Annotated in this window: 13 protein-coding genes and 1 riboswitch; of the genes, 4 read left to right on the top strand and 9 right to left on the bottom strand. The window is 70.2% G+C overall.

Annotation, left to right across the window (positions count from 1 at the left end):
• Positions 1-6 precede the first annotated feature (6 nt).
• The 5 genes from KCH48_RS35675 to KCH48_RS35655 all read right to left on the bottom strand — a co-directional run bounded on the left by KCH48_RS35675 (position 7) and on the right by KCH48_RS35655 (position 5,628).
• Positions 7-906, bottom strand: coding sequence for an ABC transporter permease (locus KCH48_RS35675; protein ID WP_210581123.1), 900 nt, complete (start codon positions 904-906; stop codon positions 7-9).
• Positions 893-1,867 carry an ABC transporter ATP-binding protein gene (locus tag KCH48_RS35670; RefSeq protein WP_210581121.1) on the bottom strand — a complete coding sequence of 325 codons (975 nt, stop codon included), beginning with the start codon at positions 1,865-1,867 and terminating at the stop codon, positions 893-895. Before KCH48_RS35670 ends, KCH48_RS35675 begins: the two co-directional genes overlap by 14 nt.
• Before the next feature lie 72 nt (positions 1,868-1,939).
• Positions 1,940-3,169 carry a sigma-E factor regulatory protein RseB domain-containing protein gene (locus KCH48_RS35665; RefSeq protein WP_210581119.1) on the bottom strand — a complete coding sequence of 410 codons (1,230 nt, stop codon included), beginning with the start codon at positions 3,167-3,169 and terminating at the stop codon, positions 1,940-1,942.
• Positions 3,170-3,469: 300 nt separating this feature from the next.
• Positions 3,470-4,471 carry a CHRD domain-containing protein gene (locus KCH48_RS35660; RefSeq protein ID WP_246886379.1) on the bottom strand — a complete coding sequence of 334 codons (1,002 nt, stop codon included), beginning with the start codon at positions 4,469-4,471 and terminating at the stop codon, positions 3,470-3,472.
• Between the two features lie 146 nt (positions 4,472-4,617).
• A complete protein-coding gene (locus tag KCH48_RS35655; RefSeq protein ID WP_210581115.1) occupies positions 4,618-5,628 on the bottom strand; it encodes a polyprenyl synthetase family protein in 1,011 nt (336 codons plus the stop codon).
• 214 nt (positions 5,629-5,842) lie between these two features.
• On the opposite strand from KCH48_RS35655, the gene KCH48_RS35650 reads away from it, so the two are divergent.
• Together KCH48_RS35650 and KCH48_RS35645 are read left to right on the top strand one after the other, a co-directional pair.
• Positions 5,843-7,831, top strand: a complete 1,989-nt coding sequence (locus tag KCH48_RS35650; protein WP_210581113.1) for a CocE/NonD family hydrolase — start codon at positions 5,843-5,845, stop codon at positions 7,829-7,831.
• Between the two features lie 274 nt (positions 7,832-8,105).
• A riboswitch (cyclic di-AMP (ydaO/yuaA leader) is annotated at positions 8,106-8,273 on the top strand.
• A gap of 5 nt (positions 8,274-8,278) precedes the next feature.
• On the top strand, positions 8,279-8,761 hold the full coding sequence (locus KCH48_RS35645; protein ID WP_210581111.1) for a transglycosylase SLT domain-containing protein: 483 nt from the start codon (positions 8,279-8,281) through the stop codon (positions 8,759-8,761).
• 29 nt (positions 8,762-8,790) lie between these two features.
• Here KCH48_RS35645 and KCH48_RS35640 read toward each other — a convergent pair whose 3' ends face one another.
• Entirely contained in the window at positions 8,791-9,618 is an 828-nt protein-coding gene (locus KCH48_RS35640) for an HAD family hydrolase (RefSeq protein ID WP_210581109.1), read from the bottom strand.
• A gap of 298 nt (positions 9,619-9,916) precedes the next feature.
• Here KCH48_RS35640 and fahA point away from each other — a divergent pair, with 298 nt between their 5' ends.
• Positions 9,917-11,137 (top strand): fumarylacetoacetase, encoded by a 1,221-nt coding sequence (gene fahA / locus KCH48_RS35635; RefSeq protein WP_210581107.1) that lies wholly within the window; start codon positions 9,917-9,919, stop codon positions 11,135-11,137.
• Positions 11,138-11,287: 150 nt separating this feature from the next.
• Positions 11,288-12,229, top strand: a complete 942-nt coding sequence (locus KCH48_RS35630) for a M56 family metallopeptidase (RefSeq protein WP_210581105.1) — start codon at positions 11,288-11,290, stop codon at positions 12,227-12,229.
• A 22-nt stretch (positions 12,230-12,251) separates the two neighbouring features.
• Here KCH48_RS35630 and KCH48_RS35625 read toward each other — a convergent pair whose 3' ends face one another.
• The 3 genes from KCH48_RS35625 to KCH48_RS35615 form a co-directional block, all read right to left on the bottom strand.
• Positions 12,252-13,043, bottom strand: a complete 792-nt coding sequence (locus KCH48_RS35625) for an ABC transporter permease (RefSeq protein ID WP_210581104.1) — start codon at positions 13,041-13,043, stop codon at positions 12,252-12,254.
• Complete coding sequence (locus tag KCH48_RS35620) at positions 13,040-14,047, bottom strand: ATP-binding cassette domain-containing protein (RefSeq protein ID WP_210581102.1); 1,008 nt, start codon at positions 14,045-14,047, stop codon at positions 13,040-13,042. The genes KCH48_RS35625 and KCH48_RS35620 overlap by 4 nt, the downstream gene beginning before the upstream one ends.
• A gap of 62 nt (positions 14,048-14,109) precedes the next feature.
• Positions 14,110-14,952 carry a DUF4097 family beta strand repeat-containing protein gene (locus KCH48_RS35615; protein WP_210581100.1) on the bottom strand — a complete coding sequence of 281 codons (843 nt, stop codon included), beginning with the start codon at positions 14,950-14,952 and terminating at the stop codon, positions 14,110-14,112.
• Positions 14,953-14,997: the final 45 nt, after the last annotated feature.

Raw genomic sequence — 14,997 nt, 5'->3', positions numbered from 1 at the left:
CGACTTCTACGCCGTGACGTCCTTCGTCGTGAACCGCGCCCAGGCGGCCGCCCCGAACACCGCGGCGTACAGGCCTTGCAGGCCGAGGTTCTTCACCAGGTCGTCCCAGTAGATCGGGTCCCGCATGAGGTCGGCGAACGACAGCCAGTAGTGGGAGAAGAAGTACGGCTGGAGTGCGTGCAGTTGCGGTATCTGGTCGAGGATCTGGACGGTGATCAGCAGACCGACCGTCGTCGCCATCGCCGCGATGCCGCTGTTGGTGAGCGTGGAGACGAACAGGCCGAGGGCCGCCACGCCCGTCAGTGACGCGGCGACGACCAGCGCGATCAGCAGGGCTCGGCCCAGGCCCTCGGTGAAGCCGATCTGGGTTCCGGAGATCGTCGTGAGGTCGCCGAGCGGGAAGAGCAGCGCGCCGACCGTGAGCGCCGAGACCGCGACGACCAGCGTGGCCACCAGGCAGAACGCCATCGTGGTCGCGTACTTGGTGAGCAGCAGGCGGGTGCGGCCGGCCGGGGCGACGAGCAGATAGCGCAGCGTTCCCGCGTTGGCCTCGCCGGCGATCGCGTCGCCCGCGATGACGCCGATGGCCATGGGCAGGAAGAAGGGGAGCGTCGCGGCCAGCGCGGTGAAGACGAGGAAGAGGCCGTTGTTGGTGATCTGCGAGATGAAGGCCGGCCCCTCACCACCGCCGCCGCCTCCGCCGACCCCCGAGCCGTCGCTCGTCTCGATCTTGACGGCGATGCCGACCAGGACGGGTACGGCCGCCAGCACACCGAGAAGCGCGAGCGTGCGCCAGCGCCGGAACGTCGTCACCAGTTCGCTGCGGAGGAGACCGAGGGTCCACAACGGGCTCTGTTTCCGGGGCACTTGGACCTCGCTCGACCCCACCACCTCAGCCCGCGACATCGAAGCCCTCCCCCGTCAGCGCCACGAACGCGTCCTCCAGCGAAGCCCGTTCGACCCCGAAGCCGCGGACCCGGACCCCCGCCGTCACCAACGCGGCGTTCACCTCGGCGAGATCACGCTCGGGCGGTTCCGCGGTCACCCGGTCGTCCTCGACGGTGACGTCCGAGGCGCCCTGCTCCTTGAGCACCCGGGCCGCGTCGCCCGCGTCCGGGGTGGTGACGACCAGCCGGCCCCGCATCCCGGCCGCCAGGTCCGCCACCGCGCCCTGTGTGATCAGCCGCCCCTGCGCCATCACGGCGGCATGGCTGCAGACCTGCTCGATCTCGTCCAGCAGATGGGAGGAGAGGAAGACTGTCGTGCCGTCGGAGGCCAACTCCCTGATCAGGGAACGGATCTCACGCATGCCCTGCGGATCGAGCCCGTTCGTCGGCTCGTCGAGGACGAGGAGACGGCGGGGCTGGAGCAGGGCGGCGGCGAGACCCAGCCGCTGCTTCATGCCGAGCGAGTACGCCTTCGCCTTCTTGCCCCCCGCTGCCGTCAGGCCCACCCGGTCCAGCGCCGCCGCGACGCGTGCACGCCGGGTGCGCGGGTCGGCGGTCGGGTCGGCGGCGTCGTACCGGATGAGGTTGTCGCGGCCGGAGAGGAAGCCGTACAGCGCGGGCCCCTCGATCAGCGCGCCGACGTGCGGCAGTACGGCGCGCGTACCCCGGGGCATGGGCTGTCCGAGCACGCGTGCCGTGCCGGAGGTCGGCTCGATGAGGCCCATCAGCATGCGGATGGTGGTGGTCTTGCCGGAGCCGTTCGGACCGAGGAAGCCGAAGACGCTGCCCGCCGGGACGGTCAGATCCAGACCGTCGACGGCGAGCTGCCCTCCACGGAAGCGCTTGGTGAGCGCACGGGTGCGAATGACCTCGTCACCCACACCCTCCGTGTCCGGCTCCGTCGCGGGCGGCTCGTCCATCGGCTCCCTCGATTCGTCGTACGCGTACGGTACTTCGCGTGACTTCGCGTACGAGTGTTCCGCGTACGGCTGTTACTTGGCCGCGTCGGCCGCCTTCACCAGGGCGTCCTTCGTGACCGCGCCGACGTAGACCTTGCCGTCGTCGGTCATCAGCGCGTTGACCAGGCGGGTCTTGAAGACCGTGCCCTCGCCGAACTTGCCGGTCACCTTGTCGCCGAGGGAGTCGAGGAAGCCGCCGAACTCGCCGCCGGCCTCGGAGCCGGAGGGCATGCCCTCGCCGCCGGTCTCGATGACCGCGATGGAGTTCCAGCCCTCGCCTATGGTCTTCGGCTCGCCCTCGGGCGCCGACTTCTCGTCCGGAGCCTTGAAGTCCTCCGGGGCCCCGAAGCCGCCCGGAGCCCGGCCGTGCTCCCCGGCCGCGACGTCGCCCTCCTCCGTGACCTTCGCACCCTTGGGCGGGGTGAAGTCGAAGGTCGAGGCGGCCGGCTTGGCGAAGGTGACCTGGGTGAAGCCCGCGTCCACCACGGCGGAGCCGCCGCTCGCCGGGGTCAGCGTGAACTTCAGCGGCAGACCGGTCTTGGCGTCCACGCCGACGGTGATCGCACCGACCGTGGAGCCGGAGTCCTTCGGCTTGATGAGCAGCCGGTAGGCGTCCCGGCCCGCGATCTGCGCGGTTCCGTCGACGGTCACGGACGTCGTGTCGTCGACCGACTTCAGCGCCTCCTCGGCGAGCTCCTGGGGCGTGGTCGGAACGTCTTCCTTCGTCTTCCCGTCGGCGCTCTCGGAGGCGGTGCCGTGGTAGACCTCGTTGGACGCGCTGTCGTAGCCCCAGACGTCCTTGCCGTTGTGGATCAGGCTGTACTCGGCGGCGTTCTGCAGCAGCGAGAGCTTCTGCTTGTCCGGGCCGTCGGCGGCGACGCGCACGGTGTGCGTGCCGGACGCCAGCTCCATGAGCTTGGAGCTCGGGTCGGCGGACGAGCCCTCGCCCGACTGCGTGGCCCCGGACATCAGGCTGCTCTCCAGGCCGCCGAGGTCCGGCAGCCCCAGGTCCGTGCTGATCTTCACCGTCCCGGACAGCCGCTCCACGTCCGATGCGGCGATCTTCTCGATGAGTTGCTGCGCGCTGATCTTGGGCAGGTCGGGGTCGCCGGAGTCGGCGATCGCCGGGACGAGCCCGATGGTCGCCGCCGCCACGCCCACCACCGCGACGGGAACGACGTACCGCGCGGCCTTACGGCGTCCGGCGCGAAGGTCGTCGACCTCGCCGGCGGTCGTGCTGTCGTCGGATTCGTACGGTGCCATGTGTGCCTTACCTCCGTCGTAGCGGCGGCTGTCGCTTGATCGCACTCTCCCCCAGCTCTTGACTTCGCTCGAGCCGGGAGGGGCCCCCATCACCCCGAGCCGCCATTCTCACCCGAATCGGTGAGGAGTGGTGTTTTCCGTGGTCTCCAGTTGACCAAATCCGCCCGAGGTATACGTCAACCTGCGGAGCCAACTCCGCGTACTGCTGCGGTATGACACGGAAGGGCGGCGCCTCCCCCGACCCGTAGGGGTCGTGCGGGGAAGACGCCGCCCGTCGGAGTGGATCAGAGCCGCCCTGGGTCAGCGCTGAACGAACACGTAGTCCGCCTGGTAGGGCACGCCCATGATGGCACCCGGCGCGCAGGAGCCGGCCGGGGCGACGCCGCCGACGGTGTTCAGCCGCAGGATCTCCGCGGTGTCGGCGAGGAGCCCGCGGTGCTTGCCGGACTGGGTGGCCTTGAGGTCCAGCTCCGGGATGTTCTTGTCGCCGTTGGGTGTCTTGCTGATGACCGATCCGGTGACGGCGCTGTGGTCGGGCGCGATCCACTGCGGCGTACCGGAGTTGGGCTCGACGAAGGAGTGCGCGATCGGGCCAGCCAGGAGGGCGCTGACGTCCCGTTGGGCGAAGGCGTATCCGCCGCCCTCGGCCGGCTTGCACTCGTAGATCTGCTTGCCCTTGAGGACGGATGCCTGGAAGTTGTCGAGCGCGTCGCGGAAGTCGAAGGCCGTGGTCACCTTGTGCAGCTGACCGCGGACGGCTCCGCCCGGGAACTCGGCCGTGTGCAGGTTGGCGTAGAACGAACCCGGGTCGGACTTCAGCGAGTTGAGCAGGTCGGCGTCGCCGACCTTGACGGTGCCGGTGACGGTCTTGCCCTTGGCGCCCGCGAGCAGCTTGGTGAAGTCGACCTTGACGCCGCCGTTCGTGCCCTTGGCGCCCTGGTGGATGTGGAGCAGGGTCGGCTTGTCCGTGCCGCGCCACTTCACGGCGACGGACACCTTGTCACCCTTCACCTTCACGAACTGGAGCGCGGCGCCGTCCTTGTCCCCGACGGCCGGGCCGCCCGCCACGGGCACCTCGTTGGCTCCCCGCAGACTGGCGGCGAGGATGGTCCCGCCCTTGCCGCCCGCCACGGTGCCGCTCTGGCTCACGATGCCTGCGCCTCCGGTGTGCCCCGCGTGGTCGGCGCGGTTGCCTCCGGCGGCGAAGGCGGGAATCACCGCGGCGGCGACACCACCGGCGGCGGCCACCGCGACAGCGGTGACGATCAGGCTCTTACGGCGCAGTGAGAACGTCGCGTTCATACCCATAATTCTTTTGTCTCCCCGTAATGCAGCCGACGCCCCCTGCGTCAGCTTCTGGGCATGAATACGGAGGCGATCTCAGTCTGGACTCAGTCCAGCTATGTGACCTGCGTCACATCACAGGTCTCCGCTGCTCAGCGCCGGAACTAGCCCGCCCGATGCACCACGGCGTCGCACAACTCCAGCAGCGCCGCCTTCGCATCGCACTCCGGCAGCGGAGCCAGCGCGGCCCGCGCATCCTCCGCGTACCGCACCGTGTCCCGCCGCGCCTGCTCCAGCGCGGGATGCCCGCGCAAGCCCGCGAGCGCCTCCGCGAGCCGCGCGTCGTCACTCAGGTCGGAGTCCAGCAGCTCGCACAGCGCGACATCGTCGGCCAGCCCCAGACGGGCCGCCCGCTCCCGCAGCAGCAGCACCGGAAGCGTCGGAATCCCCTCGCGCAGATCAGTCCCCGGCGTCTTCCCGGACTCGTGCGAGTCGGACGCGATGTCCAGTACGTCGTCGGCGAGCTGGAAGGCGACCCCGAGCCGCTCCCCGTACTGCGTCAGCACGTCGATCACCGTCTCGTCGGCGCCGGACATCATCGCCCCGAACCGGCACGACACCGCGACCAGCGACCCGGTCTTCCCGCTCAGCACGTCCAGGTAGTGCTCGACCGGATCCCGGCCGTCCGTCGGTCCTGCCGTCTCCAGGATCTGCCCGGTCACCAGCCGCTCGAACGCCTCCGCCTGCACCCGCACCGCCTCCGGACCGAGGTCGGCGAGGGTGTGCGAGGCGCGCGCGAAGAGGAAGTCACCGGTGAGCACGGCGACCGAGTTGCCCCAGCGGACGTTCGCGCTGGGCCCCCCGCGCCGTACGCCCGCCTCGTCCATCACGTCGTCGTGGTACAGCGTCGCGAGGTGCGTCAGCTCGACGACCACGGCGGACGGCACGACCCCCGGTGCGTACGGGTCCCCGAACTGCGCGGAGAGCATCACGAGCAGTGGCCGGAAGCGCTTGCCGCCGGCCCGCACCAGATGCTGCGCGGCCTCGGTGATGAACGGGACCTCACTCTTGGTGGCTTCGAGCAACCCTTCCTCGACAGCCGCCAATCCGGCCTGGACATCGGCTTCCAGAGCCTGGTCCCGCACGCTCAGCCCGAACGGCCCGACGACGGTCACGAGGGGTCTCCTGTCTGCTGGTGTCCACTGGCGTTTACACGGTTTGTCGATAGGTCGCTGCCATCACTCAAGTCAGCGTATCCGGTCACCTTTCGATCACCGATGCCCACCCACCCGTGCACCACGGGCGGTATCGGATCACGACCGGTATGTTTTCGATCATCTGAAAAGAATGGATATCTATCGACTTACCCGGAAGTAGGGAGGTGTGTCCATGAACATCCGCACGTCCTTCCCCTACGAGACGACCCACGAGGACCTCCGTATCCCTCTGTCGGACGGGACCCTGCTCTACGCGCGCGTGTGGCGCCCGCTCACCGACGAGCCCGTGCCGGCGCTCCTCGAATACCTCCCGCACCGCCTGACCGACTGGACCGCCCCGCGCGACTTCCAGCGCCACCCCTGGTACGCGGGCCACGGCTACGCCTCCGTCCGGGTCGACGTGCGCGGGCACGGCAACAGCGAGGGCGTGCCGGGCGACGAGTACGCGGTGACGGAGCTGGCCGACGGGGTCGAGGTGGTCAACTGGCTGGCGGCGCAGCCCTGGTGCGACGGCAAGGTGGGCATGTTCGGCATCTCCTGGGGCGGCTCCAACTCCCTCCAGATCGCGGCCCTCGCGCCCGAGCCGCTCAAGGCGATCGTGACCGTCTGCGCGACGGACGATCGCTATGACAACGACGTGCACTACATGGGAGGTTCCGTCCTCGCGGTGGACATGCACGCCCGGGCCGCCACCCTGCTCGCCTTCGCCTCCCGGCCGCCCGATCCGCGGTACGCCGGCGAGGCCTGGCGCGAGATGTGGATCGAGCGCCTGGAGGGTGTCCAGCCCTTCATCCACACCTGGCTCGCCCACCAGACCCGGGACCGTTATTGGCGCCAGGGCAGCGTCTGCGAGGACTACGGCGCGATCAAGGCGGCGGTCCTCGCGGTGGGCGGCTGGCACGACCCGTACCGCGACACCGTGCTGCGGCTCGTCGAGCACCTCCCGCCCGATCGCGTACAGGGACTGATCGGCCCCTGGTCGCACCAGTACCCCGACCGCGGCCTGCCACCCGGCCCGGCGATCGGCTTCCTCCAGGAGACGCTGCGCTGGTGGGACCACTGGCTCAAGGGCAAGGGCGCGCTCCCCGAGCCCCTGCTGCGCGCCTACGTCACCGACTCCCACCACCCCGCCACGGTGTACGGCACCCTGCCCGGCCGCTGGGTCGGCGAGCCCGCGTGGCCCTCCCCGAACGTGACGACGGTGACGTACGCCTGCCAGGGCGCCCCCGTCCTCGTACGGTCGCCGATGCACACCGGGATCGACGCCGGCCGCTTCCTGCCCATCGGCAACGACGCCGACCTGCCGCCGGACCAGCGGGAGGAGGACGCGCGGTCGGTGTGCTTCGAGTTTCCGGTGGCCGAGGAGACGTGGGTGCTGGGGCGGGCGCGGGTGGGGCTGCGGGTGACTGCTCAGGCGCCGCGGGGGCAGATCGTGGCGAGGGTATGTGACATAGCACCGGACGGCTCGTCGACCCTGGTCACGCGCGGAGCATTGAACCTCTCGGCACGAGCGGGCCGCGACCGGACCGTGCCGTGGACGCCGGGCACCACCGAAGAGGTGGCCTTCGAGCTGAATGCCATCGGCCATGCCTTCCCGCCCGGCCACCGCATCCGGCTCGCCGTCTCCTCCGCGTACTGGCCGTGGATCTGGCCGCAGCCCGACTCGGCGGCGGGCTTCACCCTGGACCCGGCGGGCAGCTTCCTGGAACTGCCCGTACGGAAGCGCGAATTCGACCGTAATATCCGTTTCGAGGAGCCCGAGCAGGCAGAGCCGCTGGGCGTCAACTTCCCCGCCACGCTCGACGAGCCGCGCCCCGAGCGCCTGATGGTGCGGGACGTCGCGCGGGGCGCGTGGCGCCTTGAGGTGGACCCAAGGTACGGCGGCACGCGCGTCTACCCCGACGGACTGGAGTGCACCGAGGACGCGCTGGAGACGTACGCGATCGACGAGGCGGACCCGCTGTCGGCCCGCACGCACTCGGACTGGTCGATCCGGCTGCACCGCCCGGAACAGGGCTGGGACACCACGGTCCGCACGCGCTCGGAGATCAGCTGCGACGGGGACCACTTCACCACCTCCGACGAGGTGATCTGCACGGAGGGCGGCCAAGTCCTCTTCCATCGGACCTGGGAGAAGCGCATCCCGCGAACGGCCGGTTAATAAAGCCCTCTTGGGCCTATTGCCCGTTTTGCTACGCTTGCGATCACGCGTGATGTGACTCACGTCCCGGCCTGCACAGAAAACACACAGGCACCCGTCGATCCGCCTTCCGTCATGGCCAGTTGGGCTTGGCGAGTGCAAAGGATCAAGCGGCACATTCGCCCCACACCAAGGTCAATAGGTGCGATGTGTGAATCCGGTACTTGTTTCGGACATGTGCTCTCGCATACGTTCCCGGCCTGTCGGGCGGACGCCGAATCCTGCCACCGCCCGGACGACCCATTGACCGACTCACCGCACGGCAGGAGCGGGGGACCCAGGTAAGCCGCCGGACCGGACACCGCGCCGGGACGGCTCGGGGTGAAGCCATGCCATCAGGGTGTGGCCGGGCACCTCCCAGCCCGAACCCGACAGCTCACCTCGCAGGCGCCGGAGAGGAACTTCGCCATGGCTGCAGCCGGTAAGCACCGCAGTACCAGAACCGCTCGCATCACCCGCGCCATCGCCGTCGCCGGCACCGGCGTCGCCGTCCTCGCGCTGCCGGTGATCGGCGCGACCAGCGCCTCGGCGGCCACCCCGACCGTGGCCACCGCCACCTCGCTGGGCTACTCCGACACCCTCGACGGCTGGATCCGGGCGTCCCTCCAGGTGATGGCGCAGAACGGCATCCCCGGGTCGTACGACGGCATCTACCGCAACATCATTCGGGAGTCCTCGGGCAACCCGGCCGCCATCAACAACTGGGACTCCAACGCCGCCGCGGGCACCCCGTCGAAGGGCCTGCTCCAGGTCATCGACCCGACCTTCCAGGCGTACCACGTGGCCGGCACGGCATACGACCCGTACGACCCGGTCGCGAACATCACCGCCGCCTGCAACTACGCGGCCCAGCGGTACGGCTCGATCGACAACGTCTTCGGCGCGTACTGAGAACTACCCGGTCAGGTAGAGACGTTGAACTACCCCGTCGGGTAGAGACGTTCCGCGAAGAGACGTTCGAGGACGACGGCGATGCCGTCGTCCTCGTTCGACAAGGTGATCTCGTCGGCCACCGCCTTGAGTTCGGGATGGGCGTTGGCCATGGCGACGCCGTGCGCCGCCCAGTCGAACATGGGGATGTCGTTGGGCATGTCCCCGAAGGCGACGGTCTGCCCGGGCCCCAGCCCGAGATGCTCGGCGGCCAGCGCGAGACCGGTCGCCTTGGTCACCCCGCATGGCTGGAGTTCGACGGTCCCGGGCCCCGACATGGTGACCGTCGCGAGTGAACCCACCACCGCGCGCGCCGTCGACGCCAACTCATCGTCGGACAGGGCGGGATGACGCAGCAGCACCTTGCTGATGGGCGCACACCACAGGTCGTCGCGGCGCCCCACGCGTACGGCGGGCAGGGTCGGGTGGGGCATCAGATACCCCGGTTCGATGAGCGTGAGTCCGTCGACGCCGTCCTGGTCGACGGCGGCGTACACCTGCCCGATCTCCGCCTCGATCTTGCCGAGCGCGGTCTCGGCCAGCTCCCGGTCCAGCGTGACGGACCACAGCAGACGGTCCGCGCCGGCGTCGTACACCTGCGCGCCCTGTCCGCACACCGCGAGCCCCCCGCTGCCGAGGATGTCGAGCAACGGCCGCACCCTCGGGGCCGGCCGCCCCGTCACCACCAAGTGCCGGGCGCCGGACGCCGTCACCTGCGCAAGCGCGGCGAGCGACCGGTCGGAGAGCGTGTCGTCGCCCCGGAGCAGGGTGCCGTCCAGATCAGTGGCGATGAGTGAATATGCGATGGGTGCGGCCATGATCAGAGAATACGGACAGAAAGCCCGACCGACTCGACGCGAACAGGACGCCTCCTACGGCGACTTGGGCCGCAGAGCCCTCGTTTCACTCCCTCGGGACACCCACGGACCGCCTGCCACCGTGCCGCCGTGACGTCTCGTTCCCACACGCGCCTCCCTAAGGCCCCCGCTGCCGTCCGGATCGGCTTCGGTGACGTCGCTGACCTGCGGCTGCCGCACCATGCCTCACCCCCGTAACGTGTGCCGCGACCACATGACACACCTGGCATACGGACCGCACGAGAGCGAGGCAGCACCCATGCCCCCCTTCGATGTCCCCGAGGGCGACCCCTTCGGCCCGCACAACCTTCCGTACGGTGTCTTCTCCCCCGCCGGTTCCACGGAGCGGAGGGTCGGGGTCCGGCTCGGCGACCACGTCCTCGACGCGGGCGCGGCGGCGCACGCGCTCGGCTCGCCGTACGCCCCCCTGCTCGCCCGGCCCACCCTCAATCCGCTGCTGGCCGCGGGCCGCACCACCTGGTCGGACGTACGGCGCGCGCTCACGGCATGGCTGACGGTGCCGTCCCACCGGGAGACCGTCGCGCCGCTGTTCCACCCGCTGTCCTCGGTGACCCTGCACCTCCCCTTCGAGGTCGCGGACTACGTCGACTTCTACGCCTCCGAGAATCACGCCCGGAACGTCGGCCGCATCTTCCGCCCCGACGCCCCCGACTCCCTGACCCCCAACTGGAAGCATCTGCCGATCGGTTACCACGGCCGCTCCGGCACGGTGGTCGTGTCGGGCACGGATGTCGTACGACCGTCAGGGCAGCGCAAGTCCCCCGCCGACCCGGCGCCCGTCTTCGGCCCCTCCGTCCGCCTGGACATCGAGGCGGAGGTCGGCTTCGTGGTGGGCACGCCGTCACCGATGGGCCGGCCGGTGGGGCTCGGCGACTTCCGGGACCACGTCTTCGGCCTCTGCCTCCTCAACGACTGGTCCGCACGCGACATCCAGGCCTGGGAGTACGTCCCCCTCGGCCCGTTCCTCGGCAAGTCCTTCGCCACGTCGGTGTCGGCGTGGATCACGCCGCTGGACGCGCTGGAGGGGGCGCGGGTGGCGCCGCCGGAGCGGACGCATGCGTTGCTCCCCTATCTGGACGACACCGCGTCCGACGTGGAGCCCGGCGGCTACGACCTGCGCATCTCGGTCGCCATCAACGGCCATGTGATCTCCGAGCCGCCCTTTTCCACCATGTACTGGACGGCCGCCCAGCAACTGGCCCACATGACCGTCAACGGCGCCTCCCTGCGCACCGGCGACCTCTACGGCTCCGGCACGGTCAGCGGCCCGGCCGAACACGAACGCGGGTCCCTCCTGGAACTGACCTGGAACGGCCGCGACGCCCTGGAACTCCCCGACGGCAAGCGGACGTTCCTGGAGGACGGGGACGTGGTGACGCTGTCGGCCTGGGCGCCGGGGGCGGACGGGGTGCGGGTCGGGGTGGGGGAGGTTGTGGGGCGGGTCGTGGCGGGGAGCTGAGTGGGAGGGCTGGCGCGGAGGGGGTATCGGGTCGTGCTTGTCCCATGACTCGGGCGGCCATCGCCGTCATACTTACGGCGGGCGGGATGCCCCGTAGCCGCACCTCCTCCTGAAGCGCAGCCTTCCCGACCAGGATCCGGAGACCCTGGCATGACCGTCTGCCTGCTCCTGCTGAGCGTCGTCGCCCTCACGGCCGCCGTGCCGGTCCCGCGTGCGCTGACCCGGGCGGTGTGGCCGGAGCGGGAACCCGTGGTCGGGCTGTGGGTGTGGCAGTGCCTGGTCGCCACGGTGCTGCTGTGCTGTCTGACGGCGCTCGTGCTGGGCACGGCCGCCGTCTTCCACACCGTCCGCGACCGGGTCTTCGCCCCGGCGCCGCCGTCGGTGACCGCCGCGTACGACCTGTCCACGGCCCCGGCCTGGGCCGCCGCCCTCACCCTGCTGCTGGCCTGCGGGGCCGCCTGGACGACGGCGATGCTCGCCCGTGAGCTGGTGGAGGCGCGCAGGCGCCGCGGCCAGACCCGAGCGCATCTGCTCGAACGCGCCCCCGAACTGCCGGCCGGGCTGGGTGCCGCCGCGCGCGGTCCGCTCCTGGTCCTCGAGGACGAGTACCCCGACGCCTGGTGGATGCCCGGCAACCCGCCCCAACTGGTCGTCACCACCGGCGCCCTGCACCGGCTGACCGACCACCAGCTCGATGCCGTACTCACCCACGAACGCGACCACGCACGCGCCCACCACGACTGGCTGCTGCACCTGTCCACCGCCCTCGCCACCGGTTTCCCCCGCATCCCGCTCTTCGCCCACTTCTGCGACCAGACCCACCGCCTGGTCGAACTCGCCGCCGACGACACGGCGTCCCGCCGGTGCGGCCACCTGACCACCGCGCTGGCGTTGATCGAGCTCAACCAGCACCGGGGCGTCCTCTCCTGCGCATCCAGCCACCGCCTGCTCGGCGAGCGCGTGGACCGGCTCCTTGAGCCCCGCCCACGGCTGGGCCGCCGCCGCAGGATCATCGCTACGACGACGGCCGGGCTGGTGCCGTTGCTGCCCTTGCTCATCCTTTTCGGGCCGGGGTTGACGGCGTTGGCGTAAGGGGGCAGGGGGGACAGCCTCGCTACTTCGGGTCGCGGTTGAACACCGACTTGGACCAGAAGTAGCCGAGTGCGGTGAGGGCGAGGCACCAGGCGACGGCGATCCATCCGTTGTTGCCTATCTCGGTGCCGAGCAGCAGACCGCGCAGGGTCTCGATGGCCGGGGTGAACGGCTGGTACTCGGCGATCGGCTGGAACCAGCCCGGCATCGCGTCGAGCGGGACGAAGGCGCTGGAGATGAGCGGGAGGAAGACCAGCGGCAGGGCGTTGTTGCTGGCCGCCTCGGCGTTCGGGCTGACCAGTCCCATGCCGACCGCGAGCCAGATGAGCGCCAGGGTGAACAGGGTGAGCAGGGCCAATGCCGCGAGCCACTCCAGGGCCGTGGCGTCCGTGGAGCGGAAGCCGATGGCCACGCCGATGGCGCCGACGAAGACCACGCTCATGATCGCCTGGAGCACGCTGCCGAGAACGTGCCCGATGAGCACGGAGCCGCGGTGGATCGCCATCGTGCGGAAGCGGGCGATGATGCCCTCGTTCATGTCCATGGCGACGGACACGGCGGTGCCGACCGCGGTGGAACCGGTGGTCATCATCAGGACACCGGGCACGAGATAGGCGATGTACTCGGACCTGTCCGCCCCGCCGCCTCCGATGCCCGCGCTCATCGTGTCGCCGAAGATGTAGACGAAGAGCAGCAGGAGCATGACCGGCGTGAGCAGCAGGTTCAGGGTGAGCGACGGGTAGCGGCGGGCGTGGAGGAGATTGCGCCGCAGCATCGTGGAGGAGTCGCGCACAGTGAGGGAGAGGGAGCTCATCGGACGTTCTCCTTGGGCTGGTCGGTGACGTCGGCGCCGCTGCCGGTGAGGGCGAAGAAGACGTCGTCGAGGTCGGGGGTGTGCACGGTCAGCTCGTCGGCCTCGATGCCGGCGGAGTCCAGCCAGTCGAGGAGGGAGCGCAGTTCACGCTGGCTGCCGTCGCTGGGGATGTGCAGGGCGAGGGATTCGTTGTCCCGGGTGACCTCGCGCAGTGCTGTGGCGGCGGACTGGTAGGCGGCCGGGTCGGTGAAGCGCAGGCGGACATGTCCGCCGGGGATGAGGCGCTTGAGCTCGTCGGCGGTGCCTTCGGCGGCGATCTTGCCGTCGTTCAGCACCGCGATGCGGTCGGCGAGTTCGTCGGCCTCCTCCAGGTACTGGGTGGTGAGGAAGACCGTGACCCCGTCGGAGACCAGCCCGCGGATGATGCCCCACATGTTGTGGCGGGAGCGCGGGTCGAGGCCGGTGGTCGGCTCGTCGAGAAAGATGATCCGCGGACTCCCGACCAGCGTCATGGCGATGTCGAGCCGCCGCTTCATACCGCCGGAGTAGGTGGAGGCGGGCTTCTTCGCCGCCTCGACGAGATCGAAGCGTTCGAGGAGTTCGGCGGCGACCCGCCGCCCCTCGGACCTGGACAGGTGGTGCAGGTCCGCCATGAGGAGCATGTTCTCCTCACCGGTGATCAGCCCGTCCACGGCCGAGAACTGCCCCGTGACACCGATCGCCTCGCGTACGGCCTGCGGATCGGCGGCGATGTCGTGGCCCGCGACCTGGGCCTGCCCGCCGTCGGCGGTGATGAGCGTGGAGAGGATCTTCACGGCGGTGGTCTTCCCGGCGCCGTTCGGCCCGAGCAGCGCGAACACGGAACCGGCCGGGATGCGCAGGTCGATGCCGTTGAGGACGGTCTTGTCGCCGTAGGACTTGCGCAGACCGACGGTGGAGACGGCGGCGGGCGACTGTGGACCGTCGCCGCCACGCCTGGACGTGAGCATGACAGATGAAGGCATGGAGCCCTCCCTTTGAAGGCTGAAGCGGGGTGGGGATGAGGCGTGTTGCGGATGGGGCGCGCTCAGGACTTGGCGCGGCGGATGTCGATGTTGCCCCAGTTGGTCCGCGCGCGAACCTTGACAATGTTTTCGGTCTGCTCCGGGGCCTCGGACGGGGTGAGCGCGTTGCGGACCTGGCCGTTCTCGGAGTTGGCGTCGAGCCAGGCGGCGCTGCCTTCGCGGATGCCGACCTCGATGGCGCCGTAGCTGGTCTCCAGTTGGACGGTGCCGCGGGCAATGTCGGTCACGCGCAGGGCGCCATGGGCGGTGGTGGCGGAGACCGAGGCCTCGGCGCGCCCGATCTCGATGTCGCCGTGCGCGCCACTCACGCGCAGCTCACCGGTCACGGCGTCGACGATCGTGGTGCCGTGCGAGTTCTTCAGGACGGCGTGACCGTCGACGAGTCCGATCCGCAGGCTGCCGGAGCTGGTGGTGATCTCTGCCATGCCCTCTACGCGGTCCACGCGGATCGAGCCGTGCGAGGCCTTGACGTGCAGCGGCCCCGTGGTGTCGAGCCGGACGTCGCCGCCCGACGTCTTCACCCGCACCTTCCCGAGCCGACCCTCGCCGAGTACCTGGGTCCAGGAGCCGGTCACGTCGAGGGACGAGCCGACGGGCAGCTCGACCGTCACGTGCACGAGGCCGCTGGGGCCGATCATGCGGCGCTCGGCCGTCCTGAGCGTGAGGACGCCGCTCGCGTACGAGACCTCGGTCTGCTCGGCGGCCCGCACGTCCTTGCCTCGCTGCGGGTTGGCGGGCTCCACCTCGACGACGGTGTCGGGGCGGTCGCTCGCGGTGAACTGGACAGAACCGGCGCCCACATGGGCGTTGACCGAGATCGCTTCGCGGGTGTCGAAAGTAGGCATGGCTGTCCCGTCCTCTTGGGTCTTCGGGGCGTCCCCGCTGGTGGG

Origin of the sequence: Streptomyces sp. GESEQ-4 (assembly GCF_017948455.1) — a bacterium.
Lineage (GTDB): Bacteria > Actinomycetota > Actinomycetes > Streptomycetales > Streptomycetaceae > Streptomyces.
This window is presented reverse-complemented; position numbering and strand designations above follow the sequence as displayed.

Coding starts and splice junctions, on each gene's coding strand:
- fahA (WP_210581107.1), top strand. CDS start 9,917: ATGCCCCCCTTCGATGTCCCCGAGGGCGACCCCTTCGGCCCGCACAAC.
- KCH48_RS35625 (WP_210581104.1), bottom strand. CDS start 13,043: ATGAGCTCCCTCTCCCTCACTGTGCGCGACTCCTCCACGATGCTGCGG.
- KCH48_RS35665 (WP_210581119.1), bottom strand. CDS start 3,169: ATGGCACCGTACGAATCCGACGACAGCACGACCGCCGGCGAGGTCGAC.
- KCH48_RS35615 (WP_210581100.1), bottom strand. CDS start 14,952: ATGCCTACTTTCGACACCCGCGAAGCGATCTCGGTCAACGCCCATGTG.
- KCH48_RS35660 (WP_246886379.1), bottom strand. CDS start 4,471: ATGAACGCGACGTTCTCACTGCGCCGTAAGAGCCTGATCGTCACCGCT.
- KCH48_RS35670 (WP_210581121.1), bottom strand. CDS start 1,867: ATGGACGAGCCGCCCGCGACGGAGCCGGACACGGAGGGTGTGGGTGAC.
- KCH48_RS35650 (WP_210581113.1), top strand. CDS start 5,843: ATGAACATCCGCACGTCCTTCCCCTACGAGACGACCCACGAGGACCTC.
- KCH48_RS35640 (WP_210581109.1), bottom strand. CDS start 9,618: ATGGCCGCACCCATCGCATATTCACTCATCGCCACTGATCTGGACGGC.
- KCH48_RS35645 (WP_210581111.1), top strand. CDS start 8,279: ATGGCTGCAGCCGGTAAGCACCGCAGTACCAGAACCGCTCGCATCACC.
- KCH48_RS35630 (WP_210581105.1), top strand. CDS start 11,288: ATGACCGTCTGCCTGCTCCTGCTGAGCGTCGTCGCCCTCACGGCCGCC.
- KCH48_RS35620 (WP_210581102.1), bottom strand. CDS start 14,047: ATGCCTTCATCTGTCATGCTCACGTCCAGGCGTGGCGGCGACGGTCCA.
- KCH48_RS35675 (WP_210581123.1), bottom strand. CDS start 906: ATGTCGCGGGCTGAGGTGGTGGGGTCGAGCGAGGTCCAAGTGCCCCGG.